The sequence below is a fragment of the Streptomyces sp. NPDC059906 genome (genome assembly GCF_042730645.1).
Taxonomy (GTDB): Bacteria; Actinomycetota; Actinomycetes; order Streptomycetales; family Streptomycetaceae; genus Streptomyces; species Streptomyces rubrogriseus.
The window spans coordinates 69,691-88,149 of the sequence record NZ_JBHWKU010000005.1 but is presented as its reverse complement, the minus strand read 5'-3'; the positions used below and the strand labels follow the sequence as shown (position 1 = coordinate 88,149).

Annotated in this window: 15 protein-coding genes and 1 pseudogene; 10 read left to right on the top strand and 6 right to left on the bottom strand. The window is 73.3% G+C overall.

Annotated features, from left to right (window positions below; translation table 11 throughout):
• Window positions 1-161 precede the first annotated feature (161 nt).
• Complete coding sequence (locus tag ACFV9J_RS10115) at window positions 162-1,832, top strand: glycoside hydrolase family 13 protein (protein ID WP_385352390.1); 1,671 nt, start codon at window positions 162-164, stop codon at window positions 1,830-1,832.
• A gap of 133 nt (window positions 1,833-1,965) precedes the next feature.
• Window positions 1,966-2,856: a hypothetical protein gene (locus tag ACFV9J_RS10110; protein ID WP_385352388.1), complete on the top strand. Its 891-nt coding sequence runs from the start codon at window positions 1,966-1,968 to the stop codon at window positions 2,854-2,856.
• Window positions 2,857-3,183: 327 nt separating this feature from the next.
• On the opposite strand, the gene ACFV9J_RS10105 is transcribed toward ACFV9J_RS10110, so the two are convergent.
• Window positions 3,184-4,533 (bottom strand): helix-turn-helix domain-containing protein, encoded by a 1,350-nt coding sequence (locus tag ACFV9J_RS10105; RefSeq protein ID WP_385352386.1) that lies wholly within the window; start codon window positions 4,531-4,533, stop codon window positions 3,184-3,186.
• Between the two features lie 112 nt (window positions 4,534-4,645).
• Here ACFV9J_RS10105 and ACFV9J_RS10100 point away from each other — a divergent pair, with 112 nt between their 5' ends.
• Entirely contained in the window at window positions 4,646-4,816 is a 171-nt protein-coding gene (locus tag ACFV9J_RS10100; RefSeq protein WP_385352384.1) for a hypothetical protein, read from the top strand.
• 268 nt (window positions 4,817-5,084) lie between these two features.
• On the opposite strand, the gene ACFV9J_RS10095 is transcribed toward ACFV9J_RS10100, so the two are convergent.
• The gene (locus ACFV9J_RS10095) at window positions 5,085-6,164 is read right to left on the bottom strand and encodes a hypothetical protein (RefSeq protein ID WP_385352382.1); all 1,080 of its coding nucleotides are present in this window, start codon (window positions 6,162-6,164) and stop codon (window positions 5,085-5,087) included.
• Window positions 6,165-6,247: 83 nt separating this feature from the next.
• Window positions 6,248-7,507: a PP2C family protein-serine/threonine phosphatase gene (locus tag ACFV9J_RS10090; RefSeq protein ID WP_385352380.1), complete on the bottom strand. Its 1,260-nt coding sequence runs from the start codon at window positions 7,505-7,507 to the stop codon at window positions 6,248-6,250.
• A 125-nt stretch (window positions 7,508-7,632) separates the two neighbouring features.
• Here ACFV9J_RS10090 and ACFV9J_RS10085 point away from each other — a divergent pair, with 125 nt between their 5' ends.
• The 4 genes and pseudogenes from ACFV9J_RS10085 to ACFV9J_RS10070 all read left to right on the top strand — a co-directional run.
• Window positions 7,633-8,139 (top strand): hypothetical protein, encoded by a 507-nt coding sequence (locus tag ACFV9J_RS10085; protein ID WP_385352378.1) that lies wholly within the window; start codon window positions 7,633-7,635, stop codon window positions 8,137-8,139.
• 72 nt (window positions 8,140-8,211) lie between these two features.
• Window positions 8,212-9,144 (top strand): hypothetical protein, encoded by a 933-nt coding sequence (locus ACFV9J_RS10080; protein ID WP_385352376.1) that lies wholly within the window; start codon window positions 8,212-8,214, stop codon window positions 9,142-9,144.
• Window positions 9,145-9,188: 44 nt separating this feature from the next.
• Complete coding sequence (locus tag ACFV9J_RS10075; protein WP_385352374.1) at window positions 9,189-9,560, top strand: ADP-ribosylation/crystallin J1; 372 nt, start codon at window positions 9,189-9,191, stop codon at window positions 9,558-9,560.
• Between the two features lie 108 nt (window positions 9,561-9,668).
• Window positions 9,669-9,866, top strand: a pseudogene (locus ACFV9J_RS10070) (endonuclease/exonuclease/phosphatase family protein); the annotation flags it as partial.
• A gap of 28 nt (window positions 9,867-9,894) precedes the next feature.
• On the opposite strand, the gene ACFV9J_RS10065 reads toward ACFV9J_RS10070, so the two are convergent.
• Entirely contained in the window at window positions 9,895-11,973 is a 2,079-nt protein-coding gene (locus tag ACFV9J_RS10065; RefSeq protein ID WP_385352372.1) for a PhoX family protein, read from the bottom strand.
• Between the two features lie 263 nt (window positions 11,974-12,236).
• Here ACFV9J_RS10065 and ACFV9J_RS10060 point away from each other — a divergent pair, with 263 nt between their 5' ends.
• From ACFV9J_RS10060 to ACFV9J_RS10050, 3 genes are all read left to right on the top strand, one after another.
• Entirely contained in the window at window positions 12,237-13,541 is a 1,305-nt protein-coding gene (locus tag ACFV9J_RS10060) for a VWA domain-containing protein (RefSeq protein WP_385352370.1), read from the top strand.
• Between the two features lie 115 nt (window positions 13,542-13,656).
• The gene (gene metG, locus ACFV9J_RS10055) at window positions 13,657-15,273 is read left to right on the top strand and encodes a methionine--tRNA ligase (protein ID WP_385352368.1); all 1,617 of its coding nucleotides are present in this window, start codon (window positions 13,657-13,659) and stop codon (window positions 15,271-15,273) included.
• A gap of 101 nt (window positions 15,274-15,374) precedes the next feature.
• Window positions 15,375-15,740 (top strand): PH domain-containing protein, encoded by a 366-nt coding sequence (locus ACFV9J_RS10050; RefSeq protein WP_003975148.1) that lies wholly within the window; start codon window positions 15,375-15,377, stop codon window positions 15,738-15,740.
• 11 nt (window positions 15,741-15,751) lie between these two features.
• Here the strand turns inward: ACFV9J_RS10050 and ACFV9J_RS10045 are convergent, their stop codons facing one another.
• A complete protein-coding gene (locus tag ACFV9J_RS10045; protein ID WP_385352365.1) occupies window positions 15,752-16,525 on the bottom strand; it encodes a glycosyltransferase family 2 protein in 774 nt (257 codons plus the stop codon).
• A 126-nt stretch (window positions 16,526-16,651) separates the two neighbouring features.
• On the bottom strand, window positions 16,652-18,415 hold the full coding sequence (gene aspS / locus ACFV9J_RS10040) for an aspartate--tRNA ligase (protein ID WP_385352363.1): 1,764 nt from the start codon (window positions 18,413-18,415) through the stop codon (window positions 16,652-16,654).
• Window positions 18,416-18,459 lie beyond the last annotated feature (44 nt).

Genomic DNA, 18,459 nt, shown 5'->3' with positions numbered 1-18,459 from the left:
GAACCGGAGCCGGTGTCCGCGCCATCGGTCCTCGCGGCACCTCGGCGCCCAGGCGTATGGCCCCGGCGCGTCGTAGGGGAACGGGTTCGCTTTTCGGGTGATGTGGACAGATCTGTTCGTGTCGCCCGCAGGTACCGACTCGGCATCTCGAAGGAGGCCGCGTGACCGTACGCAGCACCGCCAGCACCCCCGACCTGTCGTCCAAGGACCCCAACTGGTGGCGGCAGGCCGTCATCTACCAGGTCTATCCCCGCAGCTTCGCCGACGCCGACGGCGACGGGCTCGGCGACCTGCGCGGCGTCACCCAGCGTCTGACCCACCTGGCCGCGCTCGGCGTGGACGCCCTCTGGCTCAGCCCCTTCTACCCCTCCGAACTCACCGACGGCGGCTACGACGTCGACGACTACCGCGACGTCGACCCGCGCCTGGGCACGCTGGACGACTTCGACGCGATGGCCGCCGAGGCCCACCGGCTGGGCCTGAAGGTGATCGTCGACCTGGTGCCCAACCACACCTCGCACCGCCACGCCTGGTTCCGGGAGGCGCTGACCGCCGGTCCCGGTTCCGCCGCCCGCGACCGGTACGTCTTCCGGGACGGCCGCGGCGCGCACGGCGAACTCCCGCCCACCGACTGGCAGTCCGTCTTCGGCGGCAGCGCCTGGCGGCGGGTGCCCGACGGACAGTGGTACCTGCACCTGTTCGCGCCCCAGCAGCCCGACCTGAACTGGGAGAACGAGCAGGTCCGCGCCGACTTCCGCAGCACGCTGAAGTTCTGGTGCGACCGGGGCGTCGACGGCTTCCGCGTGGACGTCGCGCACGCGCTGGTCAAGGACCTGACCGAGCCGCTGCGCGACCTGGGCGACCCGGAGCTGAGCGGCGAGGCGGCCCTGGCCCGGTTCGCGCCGGGCACCCACCCGTTCTACGACCGCGACGACGTCCACGAGGTGTACCGCGACTGGCGCAAGATCCTCGACGCCTACACCCCGCCCCGCACGGCCGTCGCCGAGGCCTGGGTCCCGGGCCCCCGGCGGGTGCTGTACGCCCGCCCTGACGAACTCGGCCAGGCCTTCAACTTCGAGTACCTCCAGACCGGCTGGGACGCCGCCGAGCTGCGCGAGGTCATCACCGGCTCGCTGGCCGACGCGCGGGCCGCGGGCGCCTCGGCGACCTGGGTGCTGTCCAACCACGACGTCGTCCGGCACGCCACCCGCCTGGTCCTGCCGCCGGACACGGACACCGACGCCTGGCTGCTGTCCGGCGGCCACGCGCCCGCCGTCGACCCGGCGGCCGGGCTGCGCCGGGCCCGCGCGGCGACGCTGCTGATGCTGGCGCTCCCCGGCTCGGCCTACCTCTACCAGGGCGAGGAGCTGGGCCTGCCCGAGGTGGCCGACCTGCCCACCGAGGTGCTCCAGGACCCGATCTGGGAGCAGACCGGCCACGTCCGCAAGGGCCGCGACGGCTGCCGGGTGCCGCTGCCCTGGACGACGGAGGGACCCTCGTACGGCTTCGGCGCGGGCGGGGCGTGGCTGCCGCAGCCGCCGGGCTTCGCGGCGTACGCCGTCCAGGCCCAGGACGGGGTGGCGGGCTCGACGCTGGAGCTGTACCGCACGGCGCTGCGCCTGCGCCGCAAGCTGCTCGACGGCGAGTCGCTGACCTGGTCGGACGACGTTCCGGTGGGGGTGCTGCGGTTCGACCGCTCGGACGGCTGGCGCTGCGTCGCCAACCTCTCCGGCACCGCGGTCGACCTGCCGGCCGGTGAGGTGCTGCTCGCCAGCGCACCCCTGGAGGACGGCCGACTGGGCCCGGACACGACGGTGTGGCTGGGCCTGTAACCGGCCCGCGCGGCCGCCCGGCGCTCTCACCCGGACGGCCGCGCACGCTGGTGGCGGGGCGGGGACGGTGGTGCCGTGGAGGGGTGACCGATCCGGCACGGCGCCGGTCGCGGCGGCCCTCCAGGAGGCACCGATGCAGCACGCCTGCGCCGCCCGTCCCCTGCTCGGCGCGGCGCTCGCTGCGGTGCTGGCACTGACGGCGACCGCCTGCGTCGGCGGCGGGCGGGGACCGGACCGGCCGACCGGCCCGGTACCGCCGTCCGTGCGGTCCCCGGCCGCCCTTCCGTCACCCGGCCTGCCACCCGCGCTCACCGGCGGTCAGGCGCGGGCGGCCCTGGTCACGGCGGCCGACCTCGGGGACGCGTGGGAGCCGACGCGGGGTGCCGCGACCTGGCGCGACGAGCTGCTCAAGGCCACCGCGGGGCGGTCCGACTGCCGACGGCTGCTGGACGTCCTGTACACCGAAGACCTCTTCGGCACGGGCGCCGCCACCGCGCCCCGGGCCACGACCGCCCTGGACGACGCGGACGGCGGGGCCCAGCTCCACTACCGGGTCACCTCCTACCGCGCCGCCGGCCTCGACCGGACGCTGGCGTGGCTCGGGACGCTGCCGGACGCGTGCGGGCACTTCACCGCCCGGGCCGCCCACGGCACCGTACGGGACGTCCGGGTCACCGGCCTGCACCTGCCGGAGGCGGGGGACGCCCGCGGCGGCCTGCGGGTCACGGTGGGCGACGCGCCACCGGACACCGCCGCGGACACCGGGACGGACACCGGGACGGACAACGGGACGGACAACGGGACGGACAACGGGACGGACAACGAGGCCGACCCGCGGACCGACACCGACGCCTGGGCCGGGGTCCTCACCGTGGACCTGGTCGCCGTCCGGGTGGGCGACGACGCGATCAGCTTCACCAACGGCACCCTCGGCGAACCGGCCGACGACGCCACCCGCACCGCCGCCGAGACGGGAACCGCCCGCCTGACGGAGGCACGGCGACAGGGCCGGGCCCAGGTCTGAGAGCCACCGCACGGCCCTTGCCGGGGCCGCGGCGCCTGTCCCGCGACTTCGCCTGCAACCGTCCGGTCTCCTCCCTGACGACGCCCCCGGCACCGCTCACCGGACCACCCGCGGCCTGAACCGCCAGAGCCAGAACGGCGACGGTGCGCGAGCCGGACTGCCAGGTCCAGAGCGACGACTGCGCGAGCGCCGGGCGACCGAAGCCTTAACCGCCGCTGGACGGGCACCAGGCAACCGCAGCCGGAACGGCCGCCGGGCGCAAACCGAACGACCGGAACAAAGCGGCCGCCGGGCGCGAGCCAGGCAGTCGGAGCCGGACCGCCAGGGCTAGAGCGGCGGCTGGGCCGGGGCCGGGCCCAGGGTGGTGGTGCCGGGCGCGGTGCGGTGCCCGAGGCCGGTGCGGTACGCGTCCAGGGCGGCCTCGACGCGGCCGGTGCGGCGCAGCAGGTCGCCGAGGAGTCGGCACAGGTCGGCCAGGTCACCGGCCGCGCCGGCCCGCTCCAGCAGGCTCAGCGCACGGACGTAGTGCTCCTCGGCGGCCTCGGTGTCCCGGGCGTCCTCGGCGATGATGCCGAGCAGCCGGTGCGCGCCCGCGGAGTGCACGGCGCCGCGCTCGGAGGAGAGGTCGTCGAGGACCCCGTGCAGCAGCTCGGCGGCCTCCTCCGACTTGCCGCGCCGGTGCAGTACGTCGGCCAGCTCGACGGCGACCTGACTGCTGTAGAGGGCGGCGCGGGTGGCCGAGAGCATGCCGAGGGCCTCCCGCATCTCCTCCTCCGCGCGCGGGAGTTCGCCGTTCTGGGCGCAGACGTAGCCGCGCATCCAGTGGCAGTTGGCCAGCTCGGTGCGGAGTTGCAGGGTGCGGTACAGCTCGGCCGCCTTGGCCAGCGAGGCGTCGGCCTCGGCGAGGCGGCCCTCGGCGAGCAGGGTGCGGGCGACGGAGCGGTGCATGCGGGCCACCAGGGCGGGGTCCCCGGCGCTGGGGGCGAGGGAGAGGGCGAGTTCGGCGGCCTGGGCGGCGCGCGCGTGGGCGCCCATGTCCATGTACGGGCCGATCGCGCTGGCGTAGAGCAGCAGCAGCGCGTCGGGGTCGTGCAGACCGCCGCGGTTCAGCTCGTCGAGGGTGGACTCCAGCAGGTAGACGGCGTACCGCAGTTCACCGGCCAGGTAGTGGGCCAACGCCCGCCCGCGCAGCGCGGGGACCCGGGCGGGTAGCGGGGCCCCGGCGTCTGCGAGGCACTGCTCGGCCCGCTCGAAGTACTGCCGTCCGGCGGCCAGTTCGCCGGTCTCCACGGCGCACTCCCCGAGCCCGAGCAGCGCCGCGGCCCGCTCCTCGGCCAGCTCGTACGTCTCGGCCTCGGCGAGCAGCCCGGTGTACTGCGCGGCCGCCTGCTCCGCACCCTCGGTGGCCAGGGTGCGCTGCGCCTCGGTGAGCCTGAGCCGCAGGTCGGTGGCGAGGCGGGCGGGGCGTCCGGTGGCCAGCTCCTCGTAGCCGACGCCGAGCCGGTCGGCGAGGTGCCGCAGCGCCTCGTCGGAGGGGCGGACGCGGCCGGCCTCCAGGGTGGAGATGTAGGCGGGTGTGTACGCCGGTTCCGCGAGCTGGCGCTGGGTCATGCCGCGCTCGGCGCGCAGGCGCTGCACCCGGCGTCCGATGGCGTTTCGGTCGTCACGGTCCCCCACTGCCAACTCCCCATGAGGCTCTTGCCGTTCGGCGCGGACGGCTCTAGGTTAAACCGCGTATTAAGCGCACTTAACCGCGCTTGACACAATCCCTCATCCCGCAGAGGACACCGTGCCCGTACGCTTCCGCACCGCCGAACGTTACGCCAGAGCGCTCGCCGCCGCCGTCGCCGCCGTGGCCTGCCTGCTGCTGGCCGCGAACGCGGGCCCCGCGGACGCGGCACCGCCCCCGGCCCAGGAGGCCGCCCCACCCGCGGACGGGCCGGCCCCGGCGGACGGCTAGGGCTGTCCGGCGGATCAGGTCGCAGGAAGGGCACCGCATCCCATCAGTGCCGGTGAACGGGGTCTGGTGCGTGCAGCTGCAGGGCGGGGGAGGGCGCCAGGGCGGAGCCCTGGCAACCGACGACAACGCCGCTGGGGGCACCTCCCACGCCCTTGAGGCAGTGGGGGAGTGCGTGCCAGACCCCGCGTCTGCGGCATGATCCGCCGGACAGGCCCCAGGCCCGCCGCCGGGAGGGGCGTCCTCGGTCCTGCGGCCGGAGCGGGTGTGCTCAGCCCTGGGTCTGGAGTCGGCTCAGTTCGCGCTGGACATGGTCCAGGGCGCCCTCGCGGCGGCCCGGTACGCGGCCGCGCAGCGCGGCGAGGGACGCGCCCAGTTCGCGGGCCGGTCCGGCGTCCCGGATCCGCCCCCACTGATGGTGGGCCCGGTCGACGGCCGCCTCCACCGCGGGCGCCTGCGGAAGCTGCCCGGCGCCCAGCCGGGCCTCGGCCACCGTCAGCCAGGACCGGCAGCTGCGCACCGGGTCCCCCGCGAACATGGCCAGGTCGGCCCGGACCTCCGTCCAGTGCAGCGCGTCCTCGGAGGCGGGCCCGTGCGCGTGGGCCGCGGCCCGCTCGTGCCGGGCGGCGAGCGCGTCGGCGTCCCCGTGCCGGCCGGCCTGCACGGCGGCGGCGATGACGGCGTGCGGGTCGCCCGCCACCGGCCCCGGCGCCGTCAGCACCAGGTCGGCGCCGGTCACCGCGCCGCTGCCCGGGGCGTCGGCGGCGGCGCGGGCCAGCGCCTGCTGGTGCAGCTCGTCCGGCGGCGGCCGGTGCCCGCTGCGCAGGATCGTCGCCACGCCCCGCATGTACGACGGGACGGCCACCGCCCGCCGTGCGGGCGGCGGCGCGACGCGACCGTAGACGGCGTTGTTGCGCCCGGAGTCCAGCGGGCTGGTCCGCAGCCACTGCCAGGTCTCGTGGTCGGCGTGCAGATCGAGCAGCAGCGTCGTCGCGCCGCTCGGCCGCAGCCGCAGCTCCTCGCGGATCCAGTGCCAGGGCAGCGCCGTGTAGCGGACGGTCGACGGGGTCGTGCGGGCCAGCGCCAGGTGCGGCAGGCGCTGGCGCCGGTCCAGCTGGAGCTGCCCGGCGACGTAGACCGTGAGCGGTCCGGGGGCCGCCGCCGCGGCCCGCAGCCGGGTCAGGACGGCCTGCGGCTCCAGCGGGTCGGCGAGTTCGACGACGTTCGCCGTGTCCGTGCCGGAGAGCACGGCGGGCGGCACCGCCGCGAGCACGGGGAGCACGGAGGCGGCGTCCACCAGGCACCCGCGGCCCACGGGCGCCGCCGCGAGCAGCAGCACGGTTCCGGGCATGTCCCTGTCCCCTCCCCCTGTCGATCACGTACGTCGATCACGTACCGCAGCACCGTAACCGCTGCGACTGCGAAGCGGGGCACTCAGCCGCCGCCGGCCGGCTCCCGACCGGCCGGTCTCCGCCGTACCGCGAAGACCGTGGTGTCGTCGGCCACCCGCCCCCGGCAGTGCCGCAGCGTGCCGTCCCGGACGAGGGCCACCAGCCGCGCGGGCACGGCGCTGCGCGGGTCGACGGCGAGGGCGAGCGCGATGTCGTCGGCCGGCCGGTAGAACACCCCGCCGGGGTCCCGGGCCTCGGTCACCCCGTCGGTGACCAGCAGCAGCGTCTCGTCCTCGGCCAGGTGCAGCCGGTGCACCGGCGGCGTCCCGGACCGGCCGGTGGGCGCCAGTTCGGCCATGCCCAGCGGCAGCCCGCCCACGACCGGCAGCAGGCGCACCCCGCGGGGGCCGACCGCCATCGGGGGTTCGTGGCCGAAGACGACGCAGTCCACGGCGTCCGGCAGACCGGGCGGGAAACCGATCAGCGCGGCGGTGGCGAACCGGTCGCCGTCGGCCCGGCCGAGGCCCGCGGTGTGCTCGCGGTGGCGCACCATGCGGGTCTCCAGGCGCTCGGCAACCGTCACGAGGTCCGCTTCGTGGTACCCGGCCTCGCGGAAGGTGCCGAGCAGCGCGGCGGCCGTCTCCACCGCGCCGAGCCCCTTGCCCTGCACGTCGCCGACGAGGACCCGGGTGCCGTGCGGGCCGGGCTGGATGTCGTAGAAGTCGCCGCCGACGCGGGCCTCGCTGTCCGCGGAGAGGTAGACGGCGGCGTGGTCGAGGCCGCCGAAACCCACCGGGAGCGGGCGCAGCACGGTGCGCCGGGTGGTGTCGGCGATGTCCCGCATGTGCAGCATGCGCCGCTCGCCGCCGACCCGGAACCCGGCGGCCACCATGGCGATGAGACCGCCGAGGACGACGAGGACCAGACCGGCCGGCCCGGTCTCGTCCCGGTGCTGCCAGACCGTGTCGGCCATGACGTAGACGCCGAGCGCGAGTACGGCGAAGGCGGCCGTTCCCCACACCCCGCAGATCGCGGCGGCCACCCCCGGCACCAGCACCGTCCAGGAGATGATCTCGAACGCCCCGGTGGTGATGTCACCCGCGATGATGCCGCCGAGCAGCAGCAGCGGGAACAGCCAGGCGACGCTCCGGCCGCGCACACTGAGCAGCTCGTGCCGGGACACGGCGTCCCCCTGACCGGCGGCGTGCACGAGCCGGCCGAGCGGCCGCCACCGGGCGCGCACCGGCCTGCGGACACGACCCCTCACGGGCCCCAGCGAAACACGCGCCCGACCGGCCCGCATCCCGACCGGCCCGCATCCCGACCGCCCCGCGTCCCGACCGCTCCGCGTCCTGACTTGCCAGTCGGCGGGCCCAGGTGTGCGCTGGTAGACGGGGGCGGAGGGGGCGAGGCGAGAGGAGTGCTCCCATGGCTCACGCGGTACCCACACGCACCACGTCCACCGGCGCCCGCACCGGCGGCACCGGTACGGGACGGGACACGTCCGGGCGCCGGACGCCCGACGTCTTCGGCGCGCGGACCCACCTGCTGGCGAAATGGGCGATGCCGCTGGCGATCGGCCTGGTCTACGGCTACTGGGCGGCGTCCGTCCGCCGTCACGGCGGCCCCATCACCGGCTGGAACCTGCTGTTCGGCTTCATGACGGTGCTCGCCTTCGCCCTCCTGTGGTACGTGGTCCGGGCGGTGGCCGACCGGCTGCCGCGCGAGGGCCACGCGGTGCTGTGGGGGGCGTTCGCGGGCAGCGCCCTGGGCTTCCTGTACTCGGGCAGCGGCGTGGCCATGTTCACCTGCGTCCTCGTGTCCCTGCTGCTCGCGGCGGCGGTGACGGCCGGGCTGTACTACCTCTACGCCACCCGCCAGGACGCCGAGGAGGCCCGGGCGGCCAGGCCCCGCACCCTCACCCGCACCACCTGACCGGCTCGTCCCCGGGGGCCAAATGCAGTCACGCCGGTCGCCCGGCGGGGGCGCGGGGGTTTGCCTGGGAGGGTGTCCCCCCGCCTCCGGAGCGCCCTGTCGGCCGCCCTGATCGTCCTCGCCAGCCTGCTCGCACCGTGCGCCACGCTGGCGGGCTGGGCGATGCACGGGCCGGCCGACACGGGCCGCTACGTCGCCTCCATGGCCCCGCTCGCCGACGATCCGGACGTACGGGACGCGGCCGCCGACACGCTGGGCGCCGGGTTCGCGGGGCTCGTCGACGAGGTCGCGGCAGGACCCGTGAGCGGCAGCGTGCGGCTCTTCGTGCGGGACGCGGCCCGGTCGTTCACCCGGACCGAGGCCTTCCACGAGGGCTGGGACGCGGCGAACCGCACCGTCCACACCGCCGTACTGCGCGCCCTGCGGGACGACGGCGCGGCGGGGCGCGCGATCACCGCCGACCTGGCTCCCGTCACCGAACGCGTGCGGGACCGGCTCGCCGAGGACCACGTGCCCTTCGCCCGGCGCATCCCGGTCCGCCACCTCGCGGTCACCGTGCTCCCGGCCCACGCGGCGGACCGGCTCAGGAAGGGCTACCACGTGCTCGACGTCGCCGCCTTCTGGCTGCCCCTGGCGGCCGTCGCCTTCGCGGTCACCGGGATCGCCGTCGCCGCCCGCCGCCGCCGCGCCCTCACGGCCGCCGGGATCGGCACCGCCCTCGGCGGCGCCCTGCTCGCCCTCGCCGTCCTGGTCGGCCGCCGGCTCACCGTCGCGGAACTCCCCGGCCCGGTGGACGGGCCCGCCGCGGGCGCCGTCTACGACGCCCTCACCGAAACGCTGCGCACCGCCTCCTGGCTCCTCGTCGCCCTCGGCCTCACGGTCGCCCTGGTCTCGTGGCTCACGGGCCGGTACGGGCGCCCGCCGCGCCGCCGGTCCCGCGCGGAGCCCGCCACGGAGACCGCCGCCGGCCCCGGCCCGCCCCGGCCGACGCGCACCCGGCTCTGAAACCCTTGGCGGGGACCGCGCCCGGGCGGCTAACGTCGCCGCCCATGACCGAGCAGCGGACCGGGAGCGGCACGACGACCCTGTGGCGGCCCACCGGCCCCGAGGAGCTGGCGCTCGTCGAGGCCTCCGGCTGGACGGCCTGGCCCCCGCGCCTGCCCGAGCAGCCGATCTTCTACCCGGTCCTCAACGAGGACTACGCCGTCCGCATCGCCCGCGACTGGAACGTCCCGGCCTCCGGCTCGGGCTACGTGACCCGGTTCGAGGCCGACACCGCCTTCCTCGCGCGCTACCCGGTACGGCAGGCGGGCGGCGAGACCATCCTGGAGCTGTGGGTCCCGGCGGAGGAGCTGGCCGAGTTCAACCGGCACATCGTGGGCCGCATCGAGGTCGTCCGGGAGTTCCACGCCCGGGCGTAGATTCGGGCATCGCCCGCCCGTCGTCGGCGTCCGTCCACGTGCCGGTCGCCGTGCCGGTCCCGGCGTGCAAGTCCCGGCCTTTCGCTCGCGGTGCGATGCGCGACGCGACGCGACGCGGCCCGGCTCGCGGGCGAGGACCGCACGGCCGGCCGGCCCGCGCGGGCCCTCCCCGTGTTCGGCACGCAGATCGACCACGTCCTGGTCTCCGGGGACTTCGCCGCGCGCGACGCCCGGTTCCTGGACCTGGCCGGCACCGGCCACCGCGCACCGGTCGTCGACCCGACCCTGCACGCGGCGGCCGACTGACCGCTCCCCCCTTGGCTTACCGTCCGCCTCAGACGCCGATGTCGCGGCCGTCCGCGCGCCACACCGCCACGACCGCCGGGCGCACGATCCTCCCCGGCCCGTCGGGCCAGGAGCTGGCCGGCTGGTCCACGGAGGCACCGTCGACCTCGCCCGGGTGCTGCACGGCGACCAGCACCCGCCGGTCCTGGACGAGCGGGCCGCAGGTCTCCGCGCCGGTCGGCACGGTCAGGAACTGCTTCAGCTCACCGCGCCGGTCACCCCGGGTCGCCACACCGAAGAGCCCGTCGTGGGTGCCGAGCGCGTTGCCGTCGGTGGAGATCCACAGGTTGCCGTGGTCGTCGAAGGCGACGTTGTCCGGGCAGGAGATCGCGCTGACCCGGTCCTTGGGGAAGCCCGCGAAGTAGGTCGCCGGGTCCTCCGGGTCACCCGCGACCAGGAACAGCGACCACCCGAAGCGGGTGGCGTCGGCCCGGTTCCACCGCTCGGTCAGCTCCAGGACGTGGCCGTGCTTGTTGGAGTTGCGCGGGTTGGCCTCGTCGGGGCCCGCGTAACCGGTCTTGCCCCGGTTGGAGTTGTTGGTGAGGGCGACGTACACCTTGCCGGTCGTCGGCGACGGCTCGATGTCCTCGGGCCGGTCCATCTTGGTCGCACCGACCTTGTCCCCGGCGAGCCGCGTGAAGACGCACACCTCCTCGGCGCTCATCCCCTCGACGTGCGAGACGGCACCGCGCTCCGTGGCGGTGACCAGCGGAATCCACTCGCCGCCGCCGTCGAACTCGCCGTCGCGCGGCAGCGTCCCCGTCCCGTCGATCTCGATGGCGGGGGAGTCGCCGCTGAGCCTGGCGACGTACAGCGTCCCCTCGTCGAGCAGGGAGAGGTTGTGCTCGCGCGCCCAGCGGGAGCTGCCGTGCCGCATCCGCTTGCTGCCGACGAACTTGTAGAAGTAGTCGAACCGCTCGTCGTCGCCGGTGTAGACGACCGGCCGCCCGTCGTACGTCAGCCGCACGGTCGCGGCCTCGTGCTTGAACCGGCCGAGCGCGGTGTGCTTGCGCGGCGCCGAGTCCGGGTCGTACGGGTCCAGCTCCACGACGTACCCGAACCGGTGCACCTCGTTCGGCTCCTGGGCGACGTCGAACCGCTTGTCGAACCGCTCCCACTTGCGCTCGGTGGCCCCGGTCCCGATCCCGTACCGCTTGTCGGTGTCCCGGCTGCTGTTGGCGAAGTACTGGTTGAAGTTCTCCTCGCCGTGCAGCGTGGTGCCCCACGGGGTGGTGCCGCCGGAGCAGTTGTTGAGGGTGCCGAGCACCTTGCGGCCGCTGCGGTCGGCGGAGGTCCTCACCAGGTCGGACCCGGCGGCCGGGCCGGTCAGCCGGAACTCGCTGGTGGCGGTGACCCGCCGGTTCAGCCGATGCCGCGACACCGCGGTGAGCCGCCCGCTGCGCCGCTCCTCCTCCACGGCGACGACCGACAGCCCGTGCGCGGCCCAGGCGATCTCGACCTGCTCGCGGGTCGGGTTCTCGGGGTCGTAGCCGCGGAACATGAGCACCTCGTCGGTGTACTCGTGGTTCGCGACGAGAAGCTGCCGGTCGTGCTCGCCCCGCAGCGGCAGCAGCGCGAGGAAGTCGTTGTTGTACCCGAACTGCCCCGCCTGCGCCTCGGCGCTCTGCTGCTCCGGGTCGAAGGCGGGCGCCCCGCGCAGAATGGGTTCACCCCAACGGATGACGACCTCCTGCCGGTACCCCTCCGGAACGGTCACGGCGTCGTCGGTGTTGGGCGCGACGGGCGTGAACCGCAGCCCTCGCGCACCGGACGCCTTGGCGGGCCTCCCGTGCCCCTTTCCGGCCGCGGGCGCGGCCTGCGCCGACGGCGCCCCCGCCACGCCGACGGCCCCGGCGCCCGCCGCGGCGACGGTCACGACGGCGGCGGCACGCATCATGGAACGGCGGCTGAGCGCACCGGCGATGACATCGCCGGCGTACTCGTTGGAGCTGGTGTTCGGCACCTCGTGGAAGCAGGCGTCACCACACCGGAAACGGCAGGTCATCGCGGACCGGCCGCCAGGATGCGAACCGGACGGCGTCCCGATCAACGGCAGGATCTTGCGCACTGTGTTCTCCCCTTGAGAATCCCTGTATGCCCTGGTGTCAGCGCGACCGTAGGCGCGCACACGTGCCGGGACCGGGCGTCGCAGTGAACGGAGGGTGAACCCGTGTGATCCGCAGGGGAATTACGACGGCGTCCGGATCCACCCTTGACGCCTCGCCGCCCGCATGTCAGACCCTGCACAAGATCACAAGCCGGGACCGCTAACCTTACGTGTCCGTCCTGGCCAGGGATTGACGGCATCAACTCACGCGAAGGGTTGCGCTCATGGGCATTCTCACTCTCCTGCGGAACGCGTTCGGCCGCTCACGCAAGGAACGGACCGCACAGGCGGAGGGTGCGACGCAGGAGACGGCACCGCCGGTCACCGCGCCGGAGCCGAAGCTCCCGTCCCAGCCCACCGCACCCCCGGAGCCGGCCGAGACCACCGCGGCCGAGCCGGAGTCCTCCCAGATCCCCGAGCCCCGCTCGGAATCCACCCCCGACGAACACGACCTCGTCAAGGCCGCCTTCACCAACATCACAGTCCCCAAGCCAACGGACCCGCCGACCACCACCCCGACCCCGACCCCGGAAGCGGAGGCAACCCCCGAGCCGGAGGCCAAACCGGAGGCCAAGCCGAAGCCCGAGCCCCAGGCGAAGCCGAAGGCCGAGGTCCAGGCGAAGCCCGAGGCAAAGCCGGAGGCTGAGGCCGAGCCGGAGGCTGAGGCCGAGCCGGAGGCTGAGGCCGAGGCGGAGGCTGAGGCCGAGGCGGAGGCTGAGGCCGAGGCGGAGCCGGAGCCCACCCCCGATCCCGCAGCCGCCGACGGCGAGGAAGCCCCACAGGGGCCACCCGCACCCGACAACGAAGGCAGCACGGGCGGTGCGGGTGGGAACACGGACGCCGAAGGCGCAGCCGAGGCGTCAAAACCCGCAACCCCCGCGGCGCGCCTCCGCTCCCGCGCCCCCGGCCTCACCACCGCCTACAAGGCCGCCGCCACCGCCCTCAAGAAGCACGACCTCACCGGCACCCGCGCCAAGGTCCACCTGGTCCTCGACCGCTCCGCCTCCATGCGCCCGTACTACAAGGACGGCTCCGCCCAGGCCCTCGCCGAGCAGACCCTCGCCCTCGCCGCACACCTCGACCCCGAGGCCACGGTCCACGTCACGTTCTTCTCCACCGAGGTGGACGGCACCGGCGACCTCACCCTCACCGACCACGAGAACAAGATCGACGAGCTGCACGCAGCGCTCGGCCGCATGGGCCGCACCAGCTACCACGCCGCCGTAGAGGCCGTCCTCGCCCACCACACCAAGGAAGCGGAGCCCGGCACCCCCGCCCTGGTGATCTTCCAGACCGACGGCGCCCCCGACGCCAAGACCCCCGCGACCCAGTCCCTCACCAAGGCGGCCGCGAACCACCCGAACGTCCACTTCTCCTTCGTCGCCTTCGGCGACCCGGAGAACAAGGCCTTCGACTACCTCCGCAAGCTCAAGACGGGCAACGCCTCCCACCTCCTGGCCGGCGAGACCCCGAAGGAGCTCACCGACAAGGAGCTGTACGAGGCCGTACTGGCCACCTGGCGCCCGTAGCCGGTCGCAACAGCCGCACGCACGACCCCTCGGGGGGTGGACGAAGGGGAAGCCCCCCGTCCACCCCCCGAAACGCGTGTGAGTCGATCTCCGCGGGCCCAGTAGGATTTCGACCATGGCGGCCACTGGAACCGAGAAGCAGGGGGCGAAGGCGTACTACGTCTCGACCCCCATCTACTACGTCAACGACGCTCCTCACCTGGGCCACGCCTATACGACCGTCGCAGGCGACGTGCTCTCCCGCTGGCACCGCCAGCGCGGCGAGAAGGTGTGGTACCTCACCGGCACGGACGAGCACGGTCAGAAGATCATGCGCACGGCCGAGGCGAACGGGGTCACCCCGCAGGCCTGGGCCGACAAGCTCGTCACGGAGTCCTGGAAGCCCCTGTGGGAGCACCTCGACATCGCGAACGACGATTTCATCCGCACCACGCAGAAGCGGCACACCGACCGCGTCCAGGAGTTCGTGCAGGACCTGTACGACAAGGGCGAGATCTACAAGGGCGGCTACGAGGGCCCGTACTGCGTGGGCTGCGAGGAGTACAAGCTCCCCGGCGAGCTGCTCGACGGCGAGGGCGAGTACGCGGGCCAGAAGCTGTGCCCGATCCACAAGAAGCCGGTGGAGATCCTCAGCGAGGAGAACTACTTCTTCAAGCTCAGCGAGTACAGCGAGAGGCTGCTCGCGCACTACGAGGCCGACCCGGGCTTCATCCAGCCCGAGTCCGCGCGCAACGAGGTCGTGAATTTCGTCCGCCAGGGCCTCCAGGACCTCTCCATCTCCCGCTCGACCTTCGACTGGGGCGTCCCGGTCCCCTGGGACGACAAGCACGTCATCTACGTGTGGATCGACGCCCTGCTGAACTACGCCACGGCGGTCGGCTACAACGAGGACCCGGCACGTTTCGAGTCGACGTTCCCGGCGGACGTCCACCTCGTCGGCAAGGACATCCTCCGCTTCCACGCGATCATCTGGCCGGCGATGCTGATGGCGCAGGGCCTGCCCCTGCCGGGGAAGGTCGCCGCGAACGGCTGGCTGATGGTCGGCGGCGAGAAGATGTCGAAGTCCAACCTGACCGGCATCAAGCCGCAGGACCTGACCTCGCACTTCGGTGTGGACGCGTACCGCTGGTACTTCCTGCGCGCGATCGCCTTCGGCCAGGACGGCAGCTTCTCCTGGGAGGACTTCTCCGCCCGCTACACCAGCGAGCTGGCCAACGACTACGGCAACCTGGCCTCCCGCGTGGCGGCCATGGTCAACAAGTACTTCGGCGGCGAGCTGCCGGCCGCGACGGCCGACGGTGACGCGGAGAAGGCGATCCACGACGGTCTGGCCCGGGCGGTCGCGGAGGCGGACCGGAAGATCGGCGAGGAGCTGGACTTCCAGGGCGGCATCCTGGCGGTCTTCGACTTCGTCAAGCAGGTCAACGGCTACATCACCGAGCAGGAGCCCTGGAAGGTCGCGAAGGACGAGTCCCCGGAGGGCAAGGCCCGCCTGGCGACGATCCTCTACACGGCCGCGGAAGCACTCCGCGCCGTGGCGGTCCTCCTCAACCCGGTCATGCCGGACACCTCCCAGAAGCTCTGGGACTCCCTCGGCGCCGAGCCCTCCCTGGGCGCCCTCGCGGACCAGCGGGTCCAGGACGCGGCGGACTGGGGCCGGCTGCCCGCCGGTGCGACGGTCACCAAGGGCGCGGTGCTCTTCCCGCGTCTCGAGGAGAAGCCGGCCGCGTAACGCGCTCGCTACAGCAGGGGCCCGGGAGAGGCAGCAGCTTCTCCCGGGCCCTCGGCGTTTGCGAAGATCGAACGAAGAACCGGCTCACGTGGGGGACATCCATGGCACTCTTCGGCAACGCGCACAGCATCGACCCGGCCCAGGCGCAGCAGGAGTACGCGCGCCTGCTCGGCCAGGGCGAGCAGGTCCACGCGGCCTACCTGCTGATCCGCGACACCATCCTGTTCACCGACCGGCGGCTGATCCTGGTCGACAAGCAGGGCATCACGGGCAAGAAGACCGAGTACCACTCGATCCCGTACCGCAGCATCACGCACTTCGCGGTCGAGACCGCCGGCCACTTCGACCTCGACGCCGAACTGAAGATCTGGCTCTCCGGCTCCCAGACCCCCGTCCAGAAGACCTTCACCAAGGGCGTCGACATCTACGAGGTCCAGGCGATCCTGACCCAGTTCGTGGCCCGGTAGCCCCGGGCGGGCTAGATGCGCGAGTTGCGCAGCGACTGCCACACGGCGCCGGCCAGTGCCCGCGTCGCCCGCGGCACCGACAGGTGTTCGTGCTCGCGGTACAGGGCCCAGTTGTACTCCACGAGCGAGAGCTTGTTGGAGGACAGCGATCCCGCCTGATGGGCCCTGTACACCGCGAGCGGCTCGGCCAGCCCCCGGGCGTCGGCGCCGTCCCGCATGATCGACAGCCACAGGGCGTAGTCCTGGCGCTTGCGCATCTCGGGCATCAGCCTCGTGCCCAGGACGTTGCGGTCGTACATGGCGGTGAGGGCACCGATGTGGTCCTGGACCAGCATCGCGCGGTAGTCCACGTGCCCCCGCGCGCGGATCACCCGGCCGTTGGGGACCCAGTCGGTGCTCTCGCCGTCGTGGTCGGCGTCCATCTTGAAGTACGAGGTGAACGTCAGGGGCGCGGTGCCTTCCGCGGCGAAGGCGAGCTGCTTCTCGGTCTTCTCCGGCAGCCACATGTCGTCCGAGTCGAGGAAGGCGACGTAGTCCCCGCGGGCCCGCTCGATGGCGAGGTTGCGGGCCCGGCCCGCGCCGCCCCGCTCCGGCGCGGAGCGGGGCAGGACGCGCTCGTCCTGGGCGGCGAACTCGCGCAGCAGGTCCATGGAGCCGTCGGAGGACTGGTCGTCGGTGACCAGCAGCTCCAGATCACCGTGGGTCTGCGTGAGCACCGACCGGACGGCTGCGCCGAGGGTGGCCGCCGAGTTGTACACGGGCATCACGACGGACACCAGGGGCACAGCACTTCTCCTTCGTGATTCAGAACCGGCAGATCAGAACCGGCAGACCGGGCCCGACGGATCAGGAACGGCAGATCAGGCCCGACGGATCAGGAACGACGGTCGCCGCGGTGCGGCCGCCGCGGACTACTTGGGCTGCGGCTTGCGCACCGTCAGGTGCAGTTCCCTCAGCCGGGTCTCGTCCAGCTCGGTCGGGGCGCCCATCATCAGGTCCTGGGCGTTGCCGTTGAGCGGGAAGGCGATGGTCTCGCGGATGTTGGGCTCGTCGGCCAGCAGCATGACGATGCGGTCGACGCCCGGGGCGATGCCACCGTGCGGCGGGGCGCCGAAGCGCAGGGCGCGCAGCATGCCGGCGAACTCGCGCTCCACGGTCTCCGCGTCGTAGCCCGCGATCCCGAAGGCCTTGAGCATGATCTCCGGCTCGTGGTTCCGGATGGCGCCGGAGGACAGCTCGACGCCGTTGCAGACGATGTCGTACTGCCAGGCGAGGATGTCCAGGGGGTCCTGGTTCTCCAGGGCGTCCATGCCGCCCTGCGGCATCGAGAAGGGGTTGTGGGAGAAGTCGATCTTCCCCGTCTCCTCGTCCTTCTCGTACATCGGGAAGTCGACGATCCAGCAGAACCGGAAGACGTTCTCCTCGAAGTGGCCGGCGCGCTTGGCGGCCTCGACGCGGACCGCGCCCATGATCTTGGAGACCTCGTCGAACTCGCCCGCGCCGAAGAACACCGCGTGGCCGGGGGCCAGCGAGAGCCGCTTGGTCAGCTCCGCGACGTTCTCCTCGGTGAGGAACTTCGCGATCGGGCCGGACAGCTTGCCGTCCTCGCCGACGCGCACCCAGGCCAGGCCCTTGGCGCCCTGCGAGACGGCGTAGTCGCCGAGCTGGTCGAAGAACTTGCGGGGCTGGCCCGAGACGTCCGGGACGGGCAGCGCGCGCACGTGCTTGCCGGCGAAGGCCTTGAACTCCGAGCCCTCGAAGACGTCGGTGATGTCGACCAGTTCCAGCTGGGCGCGCAGGTCCGGCTTGTCGGAGCCGTACTTCAGCATCGCCTCGCGGAACGGGATCCGCGGGAACGGCGAGGTCACGTGGCGGCCGTTGCCGAACTCCTCGAACAGCTCGGTCATGAGCTGCTCGATCGGGCGGAAGACGTCCTCCTGCTCGACGAAGCTCATCTCGACGTCGAGCTGGTAGAACTCGCCCGGCGAGCGGTCGGCGCGGGCGTCCTCGTCGCGGAAGCAGGGCGCGATCTGGAAGTACCGGTCGAAGCCCGAGATCATCAGCAGCTGCTTGAACTGCTGCGGCGCCTGCGGGAGGGCGTAGAAGCGGCCCGCGTGCAGGCGGGAGGGCACGACGAAGTCGCGGGCGCCCTCGGGGGAGGTGGCGGTGAGGATGGGCGTCGCCATCTCGTTGAAGCCGAGGGCGACCATCTTGCTGCGGATCGAGGAGATCACCGACGTGCGCAGCATGATGTTGCGGTGCATGCGCTCGCGGCGCAGGTCCAGGAAGCGGTACTCCAGGCGCCGCTCCTCGTTGACCCCGTCCTCGGTGTTGATGGTGAAGGGCAGCGGCTGGGCGGCGCCGAGCAGCTCGACCTCGCCCACCTCGACCTCGACCTCGCCGGTGGGCAGGTCGGGGTTGATGTTGTCGGCGCCGCGGGAGACGACCTTGCCGTCGACCCGAACGGTCGATTCCTTCGTCAGCTTGTCCAGCGCCTCGTAGGCCTCGGTGCCCGGACGGGCGACGAGCTGCGTGATGCCGTGGTGATCGCGCAGATCGATGAAGAGGATGCCGCCCAGGTCGCGCCGATTGTGCAGCCAGCCACTCAGTCGGACGTCGGTGCCGACGTCAGAGGAGCGGAGCTCGCCGCAGGTGTGGGACCTGTACCGATGCATCGTCGTTCATCCAGCCTTCGCGGATCGGGGATGGTGTTTCGCGT